We start from the raw sequence: 14529 nt of genomic DNA, 5'->3' as shown, positions 1-14529 counted from the left end.
GCTGGCTTATTTCGCTTGTGCGTTCAGGGCCACGGCCAGGCGCGCGCCGACCAGGGCGTTGTGCTCGACCAGCGCGATATTCGTGGCCAGGCTGCGGCCCCCGGTCAGCTCCTTGATGCGCGCCAGCAGGAAGGGCGTCACCATCTTGCCGGTCACGCCTTGCTGGCCCGCTTCCTGTAAAGCCTGTTCGGTGATGCGGTCGATCTCCTCCTTGGGCATCGCGAACTGCGCCGGCACGGGATTGCTGACCACGACGCCGCCCTGCAGGCCGAGTTGCCACTTGGTGCGGATGAAGTTGGCCTGTTGTTCGGCGCTGTCGAGCTGGAAGTCGGCGCTAAAACCGCTGTCGCGCGTGAAGAAGGCGGGGAAGCCGGCCTGGCCGACGCTCACCACCGGCACGCCGTGGGTTTCCAGGTATTCGAGGGTGAGGCCGATGTCGAGGATGGATTTCACGCCGGCGCAGACCACTGCGACGCTGGTGCTGGCCAGTTCCTGCAAATCGGCCGAGATGTCGAAACTCGTTTCGGCGCCGCGGTGCACGCCGCCGATGCCGCCGGTCACAAAGACCTCGATGCCGGCCAGCTGCGCGCAGATCATGGTCGCCGCGACCGTGGTCGCGCCCAGCAGGCGCTGCGACAGCACATAGGCCAGGTCGCGCCGGCTCACTTTGATGGCGTCCGGTGCGGTGCCAAGCTGCTCCAGCTGGTCTTCCGAGAGGCCGATGCAGATCTTGCCGTCCATGATGGCGATCGTGGCCGGCACGGCGCCGGCGTCGCGGATGATCTGTTCGACCTTGCGCGCGGTTTCTACATTCTGCGGATACGGCATGCCGTGCGAGATGATGGTCGATTCGAGTGCGACGATGGGCAGACCGGCGGTGCGTGCGGCAGCCACTTCGGGCGAGAGCAAGAGGAAGGAATGCATGATGGTTCCGATACTTTTAGATAAGGGCGCCGAAGGATTCGGGCGCCAGTTGCGGGCAGACGGTCTCAATGCAGCCGATGGTCATTTTTGATAACTCCAGGCCGCGGCGGCAGGCCAGGGCCAGGTCGGAGCCGCCGCTGTGCAGCGACAGGCAAACGGCGGCGGCGAAGGCGTCGCCGGCGCCGGTGACGTCGACCACCTCGGCCGGTGGCGCGTCCAGGCGTTCGACCGTGCCGTTCGCGCCGGTGATCAGCACGCCGCGCGCGCCGAGGGTGACGATGAGGTCGCGCGCGCCTTGCGCCTGCAGTTCGGCGCAGGCGGCGGCCAGTTCCGCGTCGCCGTTCACGCTGCGGCCAAGGCGCGCAGCGAGCTCGCCTTCGTTCAGGATCAGGAGGCGCACCCCAAGCAGCGATGCCGGCAGCCGGTTCATCTTCGGCTCCGACACCGCGACGATGACGAGGTCGACGCCGTCGCGCGCCGCGTCCTGCTGCAGGGTCTGGATCGCCTCGATGCTCAGGTTCAGGTCGGCCACGATCAGCGAGCAGGTCGCGCGCTGCTGCTGGCGCAGGGCGAGGAAGGCCGGGGTGATGCGGTCGTACAGGGCCATGTCGGCCAGGGCCACGGCCATCTGGCCGTCGCTATCGAGTACCGCGGTATAGGTGCCGCTGCCGGCATCGTCGAGCCTTAATGCACCGCGCGTGTCGATGCCAAGTTCTTCGGCGTGGGAGAGCAGGGCGCGTCCCGACGAATCGCTGCCGACCGCCGTGATCAGGGCCACCGCCGCGCCCATGCGCGCCAGGTTCTCGGCGATGTTGCGCGCTACCCCGCCGAAGGATTCGACGGCGCTGGCCGGATTCGAGGTGCCCATTACCAGCGGGCTTGACGTGCGCAGCTTGCGGTCGAGGTTGGCCGCGCCGACGCACAGGATCGGCCGGTCGTCGGGCAGCACGTAGGCGCGCCCGAGGAGGCGCCGCTCGCGCACCAGGGTGGCGATATAGCCGGCCACGGCCGAGCGCGACAGGCTCAGTTCGGCGGCGATCTCCTGCTGGGCGATGAACGGGTTGGCGCGGATCAGCGCGTACAACTGTTCTTTTTTCGAGGATTCGGTCACGGTCGGCGCACTATTAAACAAATGTTTGTCAATGATAGACAAATGTTTGGATCGAGTCCATCGCTAATCGGCGTCGCAGCGAAGTGTAGCGTTCTGACTACGCGCTCCAGACTGAATACAAGTCGATTTATTCGACCCTCATATAAATGAGCAAGCGAAATGGTATTTGCCATACATATCCACGATAATGCATAGTTCTAATAATTATTTGGCCCCGCTCGCCCCTCATCGGCGCCGGGCCGACGCTTCTTCCGCAAGCCCGCACGACCGCTCCCACTTATCAGATACACGCCAAGGAACCCTCATGTCCAGCAATACCCCATTCGAAGCCGCCGACATCATTCGCGCCCGCAAACCTGGATTCGCCCCGCGTGTGGCGATGATCCTCGGTTCGGGTCTCGGCGTGCTCGCCGAACAGATGCTGGACGCGGTCTCGATCAGCTATGCGGAACTGCCTGGCTTCCCGATCAGCACCGTCCATGGCCACGCGGGCGAACTGGTGCTGGGTACCCTGGCCGGCGTGCCGGTGGTGTGCATGAAGGGCCGCGGCCACTTCTACGAAGGCTATGGCGCCAACGTGATGACCTCCGCCGTGCGCACCTTCAAGCTGCTCGGCTGCGAAATGCTCTTGGTGACGAATGCCGCCGGTTCCCTGCGCGTTGAAGTCGATGCCGGCAGCGTCGTCGTCCTGAACGACCACATCAACATGCTGCCTGGCAGCCCGATGGCCGGACCGAACGACGAGCGCTTCGGCCCGCGTTTCTTCAGCATGGCCAATGCCTACGATGCCGAACTGCGCGAACTGGTGAAAGCCACCGCGCTTGATAAGGGCATTACCATCGCCGAAGGCGTGTATCTCGCCGCGCCGGGTCCGAACTTCGAGACCCCGGCCGAAATTCGCGCCTTCCGCACGATGGGCGCCGACGTGGTCGGCATGTCGGTGGTGCCGGAAGTGATCTCGGCGCGCCACTGCGGCCTGAAGGTCGTCGGCATTTCGGCCATCACCAACCTGGCCGAAGGCTTGAGCCCATTCGCGCTCTCGCACGAGCAGACCCTGAAGTACGCGGCCATCGCCGCCAAGGACCTGGTCACCCTGATCCACTCGTTCACCGAGCGCCTGGGTTCGATCCCGCGCGCTACTGCCGCTTAACTCACGTCGAGGACATCCATGTCACGCGCATTCATCCTCCTGCTTGACTCCTTCGGCCTGGGCGCGCTGCCCGATGCCGACAAATACGGCGACACGGGCGCCAATACCTTCGGCCACATCGCCGAGTGGGCCGCGAAAGAAGGCAAGCCGATGTCGCTGCCGAACCTCGAGCGCCTCGGCCTGGCCGCAGCCGCGCACAAGGCGAGCGGCGAATGGGCCGCCGGTTTCGAGCAGCGCGACGGCTTCACGGGCGCCTGGGGCGTCGCGCGCGAGCAGTCGACCGGCAAGGACACGCAGAGCGGCCACTGGGAAATCGCCGGCGTGCCGGTGCTGTTCGACTGGGGATATTTTCCAAAGACCGTGCCGTCCTTCCCGAAAGAGCTGACCGATAAACTGCAGGAACTGACGGGCGTTCCCGGCTGGCTGGGCAACTGCCACGCTTCAGGCACCACCATCATCGACGAACTGGGCGACGAGCATGTCGCGAGCGGCAAGCCGATTCTCTACACCTCGGCCGACTCGGTGCTGCAGATCGCCGCGCACGAAGAACACTTCGGTCTCGATCGTTTGTACGAAGTCTGCGAAGCGGCGTATGAACTCGTTAAACCCTATAACATCGGCCGCGTGATCGCGCGTCCTTTCCTGGGCGAGAAGGGCAAGTACAAGCGCACCTCGAACCGCCACGACTACGCCGTGCCGCCGATTTCGCCGACGCTGCTCGACCACGTTGCTAACGAGGGCGGCGAAGTCATCGCCCTTGGCAAAATCAGCGACATCTTCGCCGCGCAAGGCGTGACGCGCCTGATCAAGGGCGTCGACAACATGGCGCTGTTCGACCGCCTGCTGGAAGTGGCCGACGAAGCCCCTGAAAAATCGCTGTCGTTTGTGAACTTCGTCGACTTCGACATGCACTTCGGCCACCGCCGCGACGTCGCCGGTTATTCGAACGCGCTGCACGAGCTGGACGCGCGCATGCCCGAATTCATGGCGAAACTGAAGGACGGCGACCTGGTCGTGATCACCGCCGACCATGGCTGCGACCCGACCGCGCCGGGCTCGGACCACACGCGCGAACACATCCCGATGATCTTCTTCGGCCCGAACGTCGCGCCGCAGGAACTCCCGATCGCACCGACTTTCTCCGACATCGGCGCCACGCTGGCCAAACACCTCGGCGTCAAACCTCTCTCCAACGGAACCGCACTGCTATGACCCAGAACCTGGACTTCAAACGAAACACCGCCGTCGGCCTCGACCTCGGCTGGGTAAACAGCATCAAGGTCAACCGCAATGCGGCCGACCGCCGCGCCGCCAGCCTGGCGAACCGCCGTACGGTCAAGAAGGAATACCAGGCCGCCTGGCTGATCCGCGCCGTGCAGTGCATGGACCTGACCACCCTCGGTGGCGACGACACCCCGGGCCGCGTCGAGCGCCTGTGCATGAAGGCGATGCGCCCGCTGCGCGCCGACCTGATGCAAGCGCTGGGCCTAGAAACCCTGACCACCGGCGCCGTCTGCGTGTACCACGAGATGATCACGCCGGCCGTCAAAATCCTGCAAGGCCGCTTGCCGATCGCCGCCGTGTCGACCGCTTTCCCGGCCGGCCTGTCGAGCCTCGAGACCAAGCTGCGCGAAATCGAACTCTCCGTCGCCGCGGGCGCGACCGAGATCGACATCGTCATCACCCGTCAGCATGTGTTGACCGGTAACTGGCAGGCGCTGTACGACGAGATGCTGGCCTACCGCCAGGCTTGCGGCGAAGCCCACGTGAAAGCCATTCTCGCCACCGGCGACCTGGTCACGCTGGACAACGTGGCCAAGGCCTCGTGGGTCTGCATGATGGCCGGCGCCGATTTCATCAAGACCTCGACCGGCAAGGAAGGCGTCAACGCCACCATCCCCGTGTCGCTGGTGATGACGCGTGCGATCCGCGAATACTACGAGCAGACCGGCTTCCAGGTCGGCTACAAGCCGGCGGGCGGCGTGAGCACCGCGAAGAGCGCCTTGCAGTACCTGACCGTCATGAAGGAAGAGCTGGGCAACGACTGGCTGCAGCCGCACCTGTTCCGCATCGGCGCATCCAGCCTGATGACCGACATCGAGCGCCAGCTCGAGCACTACGTGACCGGCGCCTACTCGGCCGCACATCGCCACGCGCAACCTTAAATACCGAACGGATTCGTCATGCCAACAATTAACGAGATTTTGCAAACTATGGATTACGGCCCCGCACCTGAAAGCACCAAAGAAGCACAGGCGTGGCTGGACCAGCATGGACGCCGCTTCGGCCTCTTCATCGAAAACGCGTGGACCGACGCGAACCAAACCTTCGCCACCACCAACCCGGCCGACGGCGTCGAGCTGGCCCAGGTAACGCAGGCGACTTCGGACGACGTGAACCGCGCCGTCGAAGCCGCGCGCCGCGCGCAGCCGGGCTGGGTCGCACTGGGTGGCCATGGCCGCGCCAAGATCATGTACTCGATCGCGCGCCTGCTGCAAAAGCATTCGCGCCTGTTCGCGGTGCTGGAAACGCTCGATAATGGCAAGACCATCCGCGAAACGCGCGATGCCGACCTGCCGCTGGCCGCGCGCCACTTCTACCATCACGCCGGCTGGGCCCAGCTGCAGTCGGAAGAATTCGCCGACTACCGCGCCGTCGGCGTCGTCGGCCAGATCGTCCCCTGGAATTTCCCGGTGCTGATGCTGGCCTGGAAAATCGCGCCTGCGCTGGCCGCCGGTAACACCATCGTCTTCAAGCCGGCCGAGTACACCTCGCTCACCGCGCTGCTGTTCGCCGAGATCTGCCAGCAGGCCGGCGTGCCGGCGGGCGTGGTCAACATCGTCACCGGCGACGGCAGTGTCGGCGAAGCGATCGTGAACCATCCTGGCATCGACAAGCTGGCCTTCACCGGTTCCACGGAAGTGGGCCGCATCATCCGCAAAGCGACCGCCGGCAGCGGCAAGAAGCTGTCGCTGGAACTGGGCGGCAAGTCGCCGTTCATTGTCTTCGACGACGCTGATCTGGATGCAGCCGTCGAAGGCCTGGTCGACTCGATCTGGTTCAACCAGGGACAAGTCTGCTGCGCCGGCTCGCGCCTGCTGGTGCAGGAATCGGTCTACGACCGCTTCATCGCCAAGGTCAAAACCCGCATGCAGAACCTGCGCGTCGGCTCGCCCCTCGACAAGTCGAACGACATCGGCGCCCTGGTCGACCCGGTGCAGCAGCAGCGCATCCACGGCCTGGTGGAAGCCGCCCGTGCCGAGGGTTGCGAAATCTGGCAACCAAGCTGCGAAGCGCCAGCAGCCGGCTCTTGGTACCTGCCGACCCTGATCACCGGCGCCTCGACCTCGGCCGCCGTGGCCCAGACCGAAATCTTCGGCCCGGTGCTGGTCGCGATGAGCTTCCGCACCCCGGGCGAAGCGGTCCAGCTGGCGAACAACACCGTGTACGGCCTGGCCGCCTGCGTATGGTCGGAATCGATCTCGCTGGCGCTGGACGTCGCGCCGCAGATCAAGGCCGGTGTCGTGTGGATCAACACCGCCAACCAGTTCGACGCAGCCTGCGGCTTCGGCGGCTACAAGGAATCGGGCTTCGGCCGCGAAGGCGGCAAAGAGGGCATGTACGAGTACCTGACGCCGCTGTCGGAAGATGCACGTCCAGCCGCACCGGTCCATGCCGAAAAAGGCAAAGTGAAGTCGTCGGAAGCCGGCAGCCCGTTCGCTGTCGACCGCACCGCCAAGCTTTACATCGGCGGCAAGCAAGCCCGCCCTGACGGCGCCTACAGCCGCGCAATCAACGGCGCGAACGGCGCCTTCCTGGCCGACGTTGGCGAGGGTAATCGCAAGGACATCCGTAACGCCGTCGAAGCAGCACACAAGGCCGCCGGCTGGTCGAAGGCGACCGCGCACAACCGCGCGCAGGTGCTGTACTACATCGCCGAAAACCTGGCCATCCGCGCCGAGGAATTCGCAGCCCGTCTGGCCGCCATGACCGGCGTGCGCGACCCGCAGCGCGAAGTCGCCGCCTCGATCGAACGCCTGTTCTACTGGGCGGCCTGGGCCGACAAGTACGATGGCGCGGCCCACCAGCCGCCGATGCACGGCATCACCGTCGCACTGAACGAACCGGTTGGCGTGATCGGCGTGATCTGCCCGAATGAGAACCCGCTGCTGGGCTTTATCTCGCTGGTCGCTCCGGCGCTGGCACTGGGCAATCGCGTTATCGCCGTGCCGTCGGAAGCGCATCCGCTGGCCGCCACCGACCTGTACCAGGTGCTGGACACCTCCGACCTGCCGGGCGGCGCACTGAACATCGTCACCGGTTCGGCCGACGAACTGGCCCGCACGCTGGCCACTCACGGCGACGTCGATGCGCTGTGGCGCCACGACGGTTCGGCGGAAGGTTGCGCCGAAGTCGAGCGCCTGTCCTCCGAGACGCTGAAGCGTACCTGGGTCGGCGGCGCCAAGGGCCGTGACTGGTTCGATGCGAAGCAGGCCTGCGGCCGTGTCGTGCTGCAGCACGCGAGCCAAGTCAAGAATGTCTGGATTCCGTACGGCGTCTAAATTTGTATGAATACCGTTGCGCGTGAAACGTAACGGGTAGGGTGGGCGGGTCTCCCGCCCACGCGGTGATAGTTAAAGCCTCCGATCGCGTGCTCGGTCCGGCATACGCTAACGATCACCGCGTGGGCGGGGAACCCGCCCACCCTACGTCGTTTAACGAAGCGTTCGCAGCCGCGCACCACCAAATTCGAAAGAGATCACCATGTTCCTCCCCCAAGAAATCATCCGCAAAAAGCGCGACGGCGGCACCCTGACCGCCGAAGAAATTCAGTTCTTCGTGCGCGGCATCCCCGGCGGTGAAGTCACCGAAGGCCAGATCGCAGCACTCGCCATGGCCGTCTACTTCAACGACATGAACATGGACGAGCGCGTCGCCTTTACGCTGGCGATGCGCGATTCCGGCCAGGTGCTGGAATGGAAATCCATGAACCTGCCAGGCCCGGTGGTCGACAAGCACTCGACCGGCGGCGTCGGCGACGTCGTCTCGCTGATGCTCGGACCGATGATCGCTGCCTGCGGCGGCTTCGTGCCAATGATCTCCGGCCGGGGCCTGGGCCACACCGGCGGCACGCTCGACAAGTTCGACTCGATCCCCGGCTACAGCACCGTCCCCGATCCTGAACTGTTCCGCAAGGTAGTGAAAGAAGTCGGCGTCGCCATCATCGGCCAGACCGCCCAGCTGGCGCCGGCCGACAAGCGCTTCTACAGCATCCGCGACACCACGGCCACCGTCGAATCGGTGGCCATGATCACCGGCTCGATCCTCTCGAAAAAGCTGTCGGCCGGCCTCGATGCGCTGGTGATGGACGTGAAAGTGGGCAGCGGCGCCTTCATGCCGAGCTACGAAAAATCGGTTGAACTGGCCGAGAGCATCGTCAGCGTCGGCAATGGCGCCGGCACCCGCACCTCGGCCATCCTGACCGGCATGGACGAGTCGCTCTGCCACGCCGCCGGCAACGCCGTTGAAGTGCGCGTCGCGATCGACTACCTGACCGGCAAGGCACGCCCGGCACGCCTGCACGAAGTGACGATGGCGCTGTGCGCCGAGATGCTCGTCATCTCGGGCCTGGCATCGAACGACGCCGAGGCACGCGCCAAGCTGCAGGCCGCGCTCGACTCGGGCGAAGCGGCCGAACGCTTCGCGCGCATGGTCGCAGCACTCGGCGGCCCGGCCGACCTGATGGACAAGCCGGACGCCTACCTCGAAACCGCGCCAGTCATCGTGCCCGCGCCAGGCCTGCAAGCCGGCTACGCCACCGCCGTAGACACCCGCGGCCTGGGCCTGGCGGTTGTTGCACTGGGCGGCGGGCGCGTGCGTCCGCAAGACACGATCGACTTCGCCGTTGGCCTGACGGGTCTCGTTGAACTGGGCGACAGGATCGCCGTCGGCCAGCCGCTGGCAATGGTCCACGCCCGCACCCAGCAAGCTGCCGAGCAGGCCGTGCGCCAGGTGCAGGCCGCCTACCAGATCGGCGCTGAAAAAGTCGCCGCCGCGCCGATGATCCACCGCACCATTCGTCCCGCATAAGGACCGCCATGAAATATCAAAAACTGATCGACGAAGCCCGCGCCGCCCGCGAGCTGGCCTACACGCCTTACTCGAAATTCCAAGTCGGCGCCGCCCTGGAATGCAAGGACGGCCGCATCTTCCGCGGCTGTAACGTCGAAAACGCCTCCTACGGCCTGTGCAATTGCGCCGAGCGTACCGCCTTCTTCAGCGCGATTGCCAGCGGCTACAAGCCAGGCGACTTCACGGCCCTGGCCGTGATCGGCCAGACCGACGACCCGATCGCCCCCTGCGGCGCCTGCCGCCAGGTCATCCTTGAGCTGGGCGGCAATGCGCTGCCGGTCGTGCTGACCAACCTGACGGGCGACGTCTTCGAGACGACGGCGGCGGCCCAGCTGCCGAACGCGTTTGGCGGGCGTGATCTGAACACCTGATCGTTTGATCGCCAGACCCTGGAGAGCGCTGCACGGAAACGTCGCAGCGCTTTTTTTATATCGAATTCGGATCATTCCGAACTCCCACCTTCCATCTTCCCGAATCCGCTGTGGTGTCAGCGGCGCATCGCATTCCCGGCGGCAAACCGCCTGATCTTCCTCAAGAGCAAAACCACGATCTCGGCGTGTAATCGGTAGGTTCACTTGCGCCTACGCAGGACGCTTGCACTGCCGCCCTGACGTATGCGCTCTTCATGGGAGAGATCAATGCCGGACCAACCCGACGCCGCCGGTCTGTTCGCGTCGTTCAACCGTTTTACCCAGGACACGCGCCTGCTCAGGCTGACCACGCCAGCCGGCGCGGATTTGCTGGCCGAGTGCGTGCGCGGAGAAGAGGCCATCAGCCGCGGCTACAGCTTTCGCATCGATGCCTTGTCGCCGGATGCGCACATCCCCCTGAAAAGCCTGCTCGGCCAGCCTGCGCTGCTGCAACTGCTGACCGCCACCAGTTACGACGCACTTCGCCCCTTTCATGGCCACATCACGGCCGCCGAGTTGACCGGCGCAAACGGCGGATTCGCCCGTTATGTACTGACGCTCGCGCCATGGACCAGCTTCCTGGCGCTCGGCCGCGACAGCCGCGTCTTCCAGGACATGACGGTGCTCGACATCCTCGACGCCGTATTTCGCAGCTACGCCGGGCGCGGCACGCTCGTGCCTGCATGGCGCTTCGAGCTCGCCGACCGCAGCGTGTATCCAAAGCGCAGCCTGACCACCCAGTACCAGGAAAGCGACTGGGCCTTCGCCGAACGCCTCATGCTCGAAGAAGGCCTGTTCTACTTCTTCGAACACAGCGGCGCACCAGGCAGCCCCTCGCTTGGCAGTCATACCTTGGTAATCGCCGACCACAACGGCGCTTTTACCGCGAATACCCAGACCGTCGTCGACTTCACGCAACCAGGCGCGGTCATGCGCGCCGACAGCATCGACCGCTGGCGCTTTGAGTCGCGCCTGTCGACCAACGCGATCGAACTGGGCAGCTGGGATTACCGCACGGTGCGCCAGCGCCAGGCGAGCATCGGCGCCGGCAATTCCGACGCGCCCCTGCTCGCCAGCCGCGACGCGCCCGGGGTGTACGCCTGGTCCACGCGCGAACACTCAGAACGCATCGCGCGCAACCAGGTGCAGGCGCTGGAGGCGCAGCAGCAAGTGCATGTGGCGGCGGGCACGGTGCGCAGCTTCACCCCGGGCACGACGTTCACCTTGCGCGGTCACGCCATGCTTGATGAGTTGGACCACGACGATGCACGCACGTTCGCGATTGTCCGCACCGTTCACCTGATGCATAACAACCTGAGCGCCGACGTCCTTGGTAGCGTCGCCAGGCTGTTGGGCAAAGGTGCCGTGGCGCTTGCGGTTGCCCAGGAACCCGGCCTGCGTGCACAGGGGACGCAGGCCGAGGAGCGCCCGCTGTACCGGAATCGCATCGATGCCATTCCGGCCAGCCTGCCTTATCGCAGCAGCGGCACGGATGAGCACGGCCGCCTGCTGCATCCGAAGCCAACCGTGCGTGGCCAGCAGACGGCGATCGTCGTCGGACCGCCAGGCGCGACCATCCACACCGACCGCGATCACCGCATCAAGCTGCAGTTTCACTGGCAGCGCGGCGCCGCCAGCCACAGCCGCGCCCAGCATCCGCATCCCGATGGTCACACCGGCGCCCCGGGCGACGACACGGCCGGCACCTGGGTGCGTGTCGCGACGCCGCTGGCCGGCGCCAACTGGGGCAGCAACATGATCCCGCGTATCGGGCAAGAGGTGCTGGTCGACTTCCTCGACGGCGACATCGACCGGCCCGTCGTGATCGGCAGCCTTTACAACGGCCGCGGGCAGCTGGACGCCCAGCACAACCAGGTGGGCCACGGCGCAGGCGCCGCGACCGGCAACGCCATGCCCTGGTTCCCCGGCGAGAGCGGCGGCAACGCGCATCCGGCCGTCCTTTCCGGCATCAAGACGCAAGCCATGCAATCGAGCCAGGACGGCAGCGGCGCCTACAGCCAGCTGGTCTTCGACGACACCCCCGGCCAGTCGCGCCTGGCCTTGCAGCGGCATACGAAGGCACACGACGGCGCGGCCGAGCTGAACCTGGGGCAACTGCGGCACCAGAGCGACAACGTGCTGCTGGGTGCAGCGGGCTTCGGCGCCGAATTGAAGACAGCGCAGAGCGCCGCGCTGCGGGCAGGGCAGGGCTTGCTGCTGTCGGCCGACGCACGCAACGGGGGCAGCGGCAGCCAGCTCGACTCGCGCGAGGCGCTGTCGCAGATCGAGGAAAGCCTGCAGTTGCATACGGATCTGGCCACGCAGGCGCAGAAGCACAATGCCAAGCTGAAGGATGAGTCTGCGCCGGCCGAACTTGCGGCTATCAAGCAGATGGCGCACAGCGTCGAGGCCTTGAATGCGGTCGATGGCGCAGACCAGGGCAAGGCCGTGGCCTACAGCGCGCCGCATCTTCAGCTGTCGAGCCCGGCCGGCATCGTTGCCAGCACGCCGGCCGATGTCGTTCTTTCGGCGGGTACGACCGGCAGTATTGGTGCTGGGCAGGACATCAACTTCGCGGCGCAAGGCGGTTCATCCACGCTGGTGGTTGGCGGGATCAGCCTGTTCACCTATGGGAAGGCGTCGAACAAGAGTAAGCCGAACCAGGAGGTGGGACTGAAGTTGCATGCGGCGAGCGGGAAGGTGAGCAGCCAGAGCCAGGATGGGTCAACACACATCACTGCGGACAAGGCCGTTACCGTCGCCAGCATTGCTAAGACAATCAGCGTCGCTGCAGCGAAACATGTACTTTTAACAGCACAAGGAGCATATATCAAGCTCAGCGGCGGAGATATCGAACTGCATGCTCCTGGAAAAGTCGAGTTCAAGGCATCAACCAAAGAGCTTGCAGGGCCTAAAACCAGCTCCTTCCCTCGGACGAGCTTTTTCTCGAGCGTTCTCAAACCCAATTCCTTGGTGATTGAGCGCCGATATCACGACGACGAACCACTCGTCGGTGCTCCGTTTCTTGTTCGGTTCGCGGATGGAAGTAGTCGTTCCGGCCAACTCGACGGTGAGGGGAGCAGTCTCCTCAGTGATATCCCACCTGGTGCGGCCGAGGTGTGGTTTGGTTCAATGCCGGGACCGTATCAGCGGAAGGATATGACACCTACTCCCAATCATAAGCCTGCTCCTAATTCACGAGATATCGACAGCTTGATTGCCAAATATGCGCCAGACAACAAAGGTGAGGTATGAGAGATTCCTCATCTCCTCCCGGCGCTTTATCAGTTAAAGAATTCAAACTCGCTGCAACAGAAGTAGGGAGTTGGTTATGGGGAACCGTGCAGGGCGCGTTCAACGAAAAACAAACTGTTTCTCAAATAATTACTGATGCTGTAATCGGCATGATTCCGCTGGTCGGCGATGTTACCGCCGCCCGCGACTTAATTGCGGTTGGAAGTGGCCTGGCCAACGATCCGCAAAAACGTGAGGAAACGGCGGAGTGGGTTCTGCTTGTTATCCTGATCTTTGCCCTCATTCCGGTCGTTGGTGGCGTAATCAAAGGAGTTGGGCGTCTTGCGCTGAAGGTGGCGAACACGGGCGCAAAGAACAGTAAACTTGCCGCACAAGTGGCTACTGATATTGTTCATTTCCTTAATCGCATCGGTCATAAAAACGCAGAAGCCTGGTTTAAAAGTCTGAATGTCCTTTCCTATCAAGCTGAGATTCTGTCGAAATTTCGCGCGTTTTGTGACGTATTTATTGTTACGACGTATCGTTATGCATTGCGTTTCCATTCCGTTCTTCCTCAAAGTTTTGTTGCGAGGATGGAGCAACTTTCGCATAGTTTTGAACAGCTGAAGGTACTCGGGGAGAAGATGATCCCGCAGGCGCTGCGTGAACTTCACTCAAGCCTTCAACAACTGCAAACGCTGGTCCGGTCCGGCGGTAAGCCATTGCCGAGTCGATCAGAAGTTATGTTTGCGCAAACCGGCCAAAAGACCGTGACATATGTCGAGGAAGCGAGACTGCTGGAAGGTAAAACAACTAAGCTCGTAAGACATGCAGGTAAATATCCTCAAAACTTGGCGCCTGTATCGAATGCCAAGGAAATATCAAAGGTGTACAAATATGAGCCTGGATTCCCCAACCTCCTTGACCGGGTTTCAGACGATGGAATTTATTATCCAAAGGTTGCTGCCGCATCAGGGAGAATATCGAACGATTTGTTGAGTGGGACAACCGTGTACCGCTCATTTGGACCAGCCGGCATAACACACGGCGTTCCGGTCGGAGAATCCTATCCAGTGGGCGCATTTTGGGGGGTCGGGCCGCCCCCTTCTGCCGCCTCAGAGTGGCGTGGTCCCGCAGCGGTGCTTGATGAGTGGAATCACAACGGCTATCTGTGCATCATGCACATACCATCAGGTGTAAAGGTGCCGGCATGCACCAGTACGGTATCGGAACAATATAGTAAGTCGATCAGTGGGCAGTACCTAGAGGGTGGGACCCGTCAAGCAGTCATCGACTTCAAACAGCCAGTCTTCGGCCCAGGGGACTTCGACACCGTCAACAAATTGGCAAAATCCGGAGGCGGAAAGGTCCTGCTATCGAACGGCATAACTATCGAGGTACGTCCGAGTGGATGGAGCGGACACAATGGAGTTATCGGTTACGGGGAAACTGTTGTTCCGTCTGCCTCGGCTGTGGAGCGGCTTGGCGTGACTGAAAAGCAAAGTAAGGTTGCTCAACAAACGGCTCAAGCAACCGCCAAAAATGAACGCACAAAATAGCAGAGGGAA

At 63.5% G+C, this 14529-nt stretch carries 10 protein-coding genes; 8 read left to right on the top strand and 2 right to left on the bottom strand.

The window, feature by feature from the left end:
- Window positions 1–6: 6 nt before the first annotated feature.
- Window positions 7–924 (bottom strand): pseudouridine-5'-phosphate glycosidase, encoded by a 918-nt coding sequence (locus NMB41_RS19360; RefSeq protein WP_494379430.1) that lies wholly within the window; start codon window positions 922–924, stop codon window positions 7–9.
- 16 nt (window positions 925–940) lie between these two features.
- Complete coding sequence (locus tag NMB41_RS19355; RefSeq protein ID WP_494379429.1) at window positions 941–2077, bottom strand: carbohydrate kinase; 1137 nt, start codon at window positions 2075–2077, stop codon at window positions 941–943.
- A 262-nt stretch (window positions 2078–2339) separates the two neighbouring features.
- Between NMB41_RS19355 and xapA the strand changes: the two genes are divergently transcribed.
- From xapA to NMB41_RS19315, 8 genes are all read left to right on the top strand, one after another.
- Window positions 2340–3185, top strand: coding sequence for a xanthosine phosphorylase (gene xapA / locus NMB41_RS19350; protein WP_494379428.1), 846 nt, complete (start codon window positions 2340–2342; stop codon window positions 3183–3185).
- Window positions 3186–3203: 18 nt separating this feature from the next.
- The gene (locus NMB41_RS19345; RefSeq protein WP_494379427.1) at window positions 3204–4397 is read left to right on the top strand and encodes a phosphopentomutase; all 1194 of its coding nucleotides are present in this window, start codon (window positions 3204–3206) and stop codon (window positions 4395–4397) included.
- Entirely contained in the window at window positions 4394–5350 is a 957-nt protein-coding gene (deoC, locus tag NMB41_RS19340) for a deoxyribose-phosphate aldolase (protein ID WP_494379426.1), read from the top strand. Before NMB41_RS19345 ends, deoC begins: the two co-directional genes overlap by 4 nt.
- A gap of 18 nt (window positions 5351–5368) precedes the next feature.
- Window positions 5369–7747, top strand: coding sequence for an aldehyde dehydrogenase family protein (locus tag NMB41_RS19335; RefSeq protein WP_494379425.1), 2379 nt, complete (start codon window positions 5369–5371; stop codon window positions 7745–7747).
- Between the two features lie 202 nt (window positions 7748–7949).
- Window positions 7950–9275: a thymidine phosphorylase gene (deoA, locus tag NMB41_RS19330; protein ID WP_494379424.1), complete on the top strand. Its 1326-nt coding sequence runs from the start codon at window positions 7950–7952 to the stop codon at window positions 9273–9275.
- An 8-nt stretch (window positions 9276–9283) separates the two neighbouring features.
- Window positions 9284–9688, top strand: coding sequence for a cytidine deaminase (locus tag NMB41_RS19325; protein ID WP_494379423.1), 405 nt, complete (start codon window positions 9284–9286; stop codon window positions 9686–9688).
- A gap of 267 nt (window positions 9689–9955) precedes the next feature.
- A complete protein-coding gene (locus NMB41_RS19320) occupies window positions 9956–12982 on the top strand; it encodes a type VI secretion system Vgr family protein (RefSeq protein ID WP_494379422.1) in 3027 nt (1008 codons plus the stop codon).
- Window positions 12979–14520: a hypothetical protein gene (locus NMB41_RS19315; protein WP_494379421.1), complete on the top strand. Its 1542-nt coding sequence runs from the start codon at window positions 12979–12981 to the stop codon at window positions 14518–14520. The genes NMB41_RS19320 and NMB41_RS19315 overlap by 4 nt, the downstream gene beginning before the upstream one ends.
- Window positions 14521–14529 lie beyond the last annotated feature (9 nt).

The organism is Massilia sp. FBCC-B171 (assembly GCF_059134155.1).
The sequence above is the reverse complement of the archived record's forward strand: the minus strand, read 5'-3'. Positions and strand labels throughout refer to the sequence as shown.

Excerpts from the sequence above, each read along its gene's own strand:
- NMB41_RS19360 (WP_494379430.1), bottom strand. The coding sequence starts at position 924 with ATGCATTCCTTCCTCTTGCTCTCGCCCGAAGTGGCTGCCGCACGCACC.
- xapA (WP_494379428.1), top strand. The coding sequence starts at position 2,340 with ATGTCCAGCAATACCCCATTCGAAGCCGCCGACATCATTCGCGCCCGC.
- NMB41_RS19345 (WP_494379427.1), top strand. The coding sequence starts at position 3,204 with ATGTCACGCGCATTCATCCTCCTGCTTGACTCCTTCGGCCTGGGCGCG.
- deoC (WP_494379426.1), top strand. The coding sequence starts at position 4,394 with ATGACCCAGAACCTGGACTTCAAACGAAACACCGCCGTCGGCCTCGAC.
- NMB41_RS19335 (WP_494379425.1), top strand. The coding sequence starts at position 5,369 with ATGCCAACAATTAACGAGATTTTGCAAACTATGGATTACGGCCCCGCA.
- deoA (WP_494379424.1), top strand. The coding sequence starts at position 7,950 with ATGTTCCTCCCCCAAGAAATCATCCGCAAAAAGCGCGACGGCGGCACC.
- NMB41_RS19325 (WP_494379423.1), top strand. The coding sequence starts at position 9,284 with ATGAAATATCAAAAACTGATCGACGAAGCCCGCGCCGCCCGCGAGCTG.
- NMB41_RS19320 (WP_494379422.1), top strand. The coding sequence starts at position 9,956 with ATGCCGGACCAACCCGACGCCGCCGGTCTGTTCGCGTCGTTCAACCGT.
- NMB41_RS19315 (WP_494379421.1), top strand. The coding sequence starts at position 12,979 with ATGAGAGATTCCTCATCTCCTCCCGGCGCTTTATCAGTTAAAGAATTC.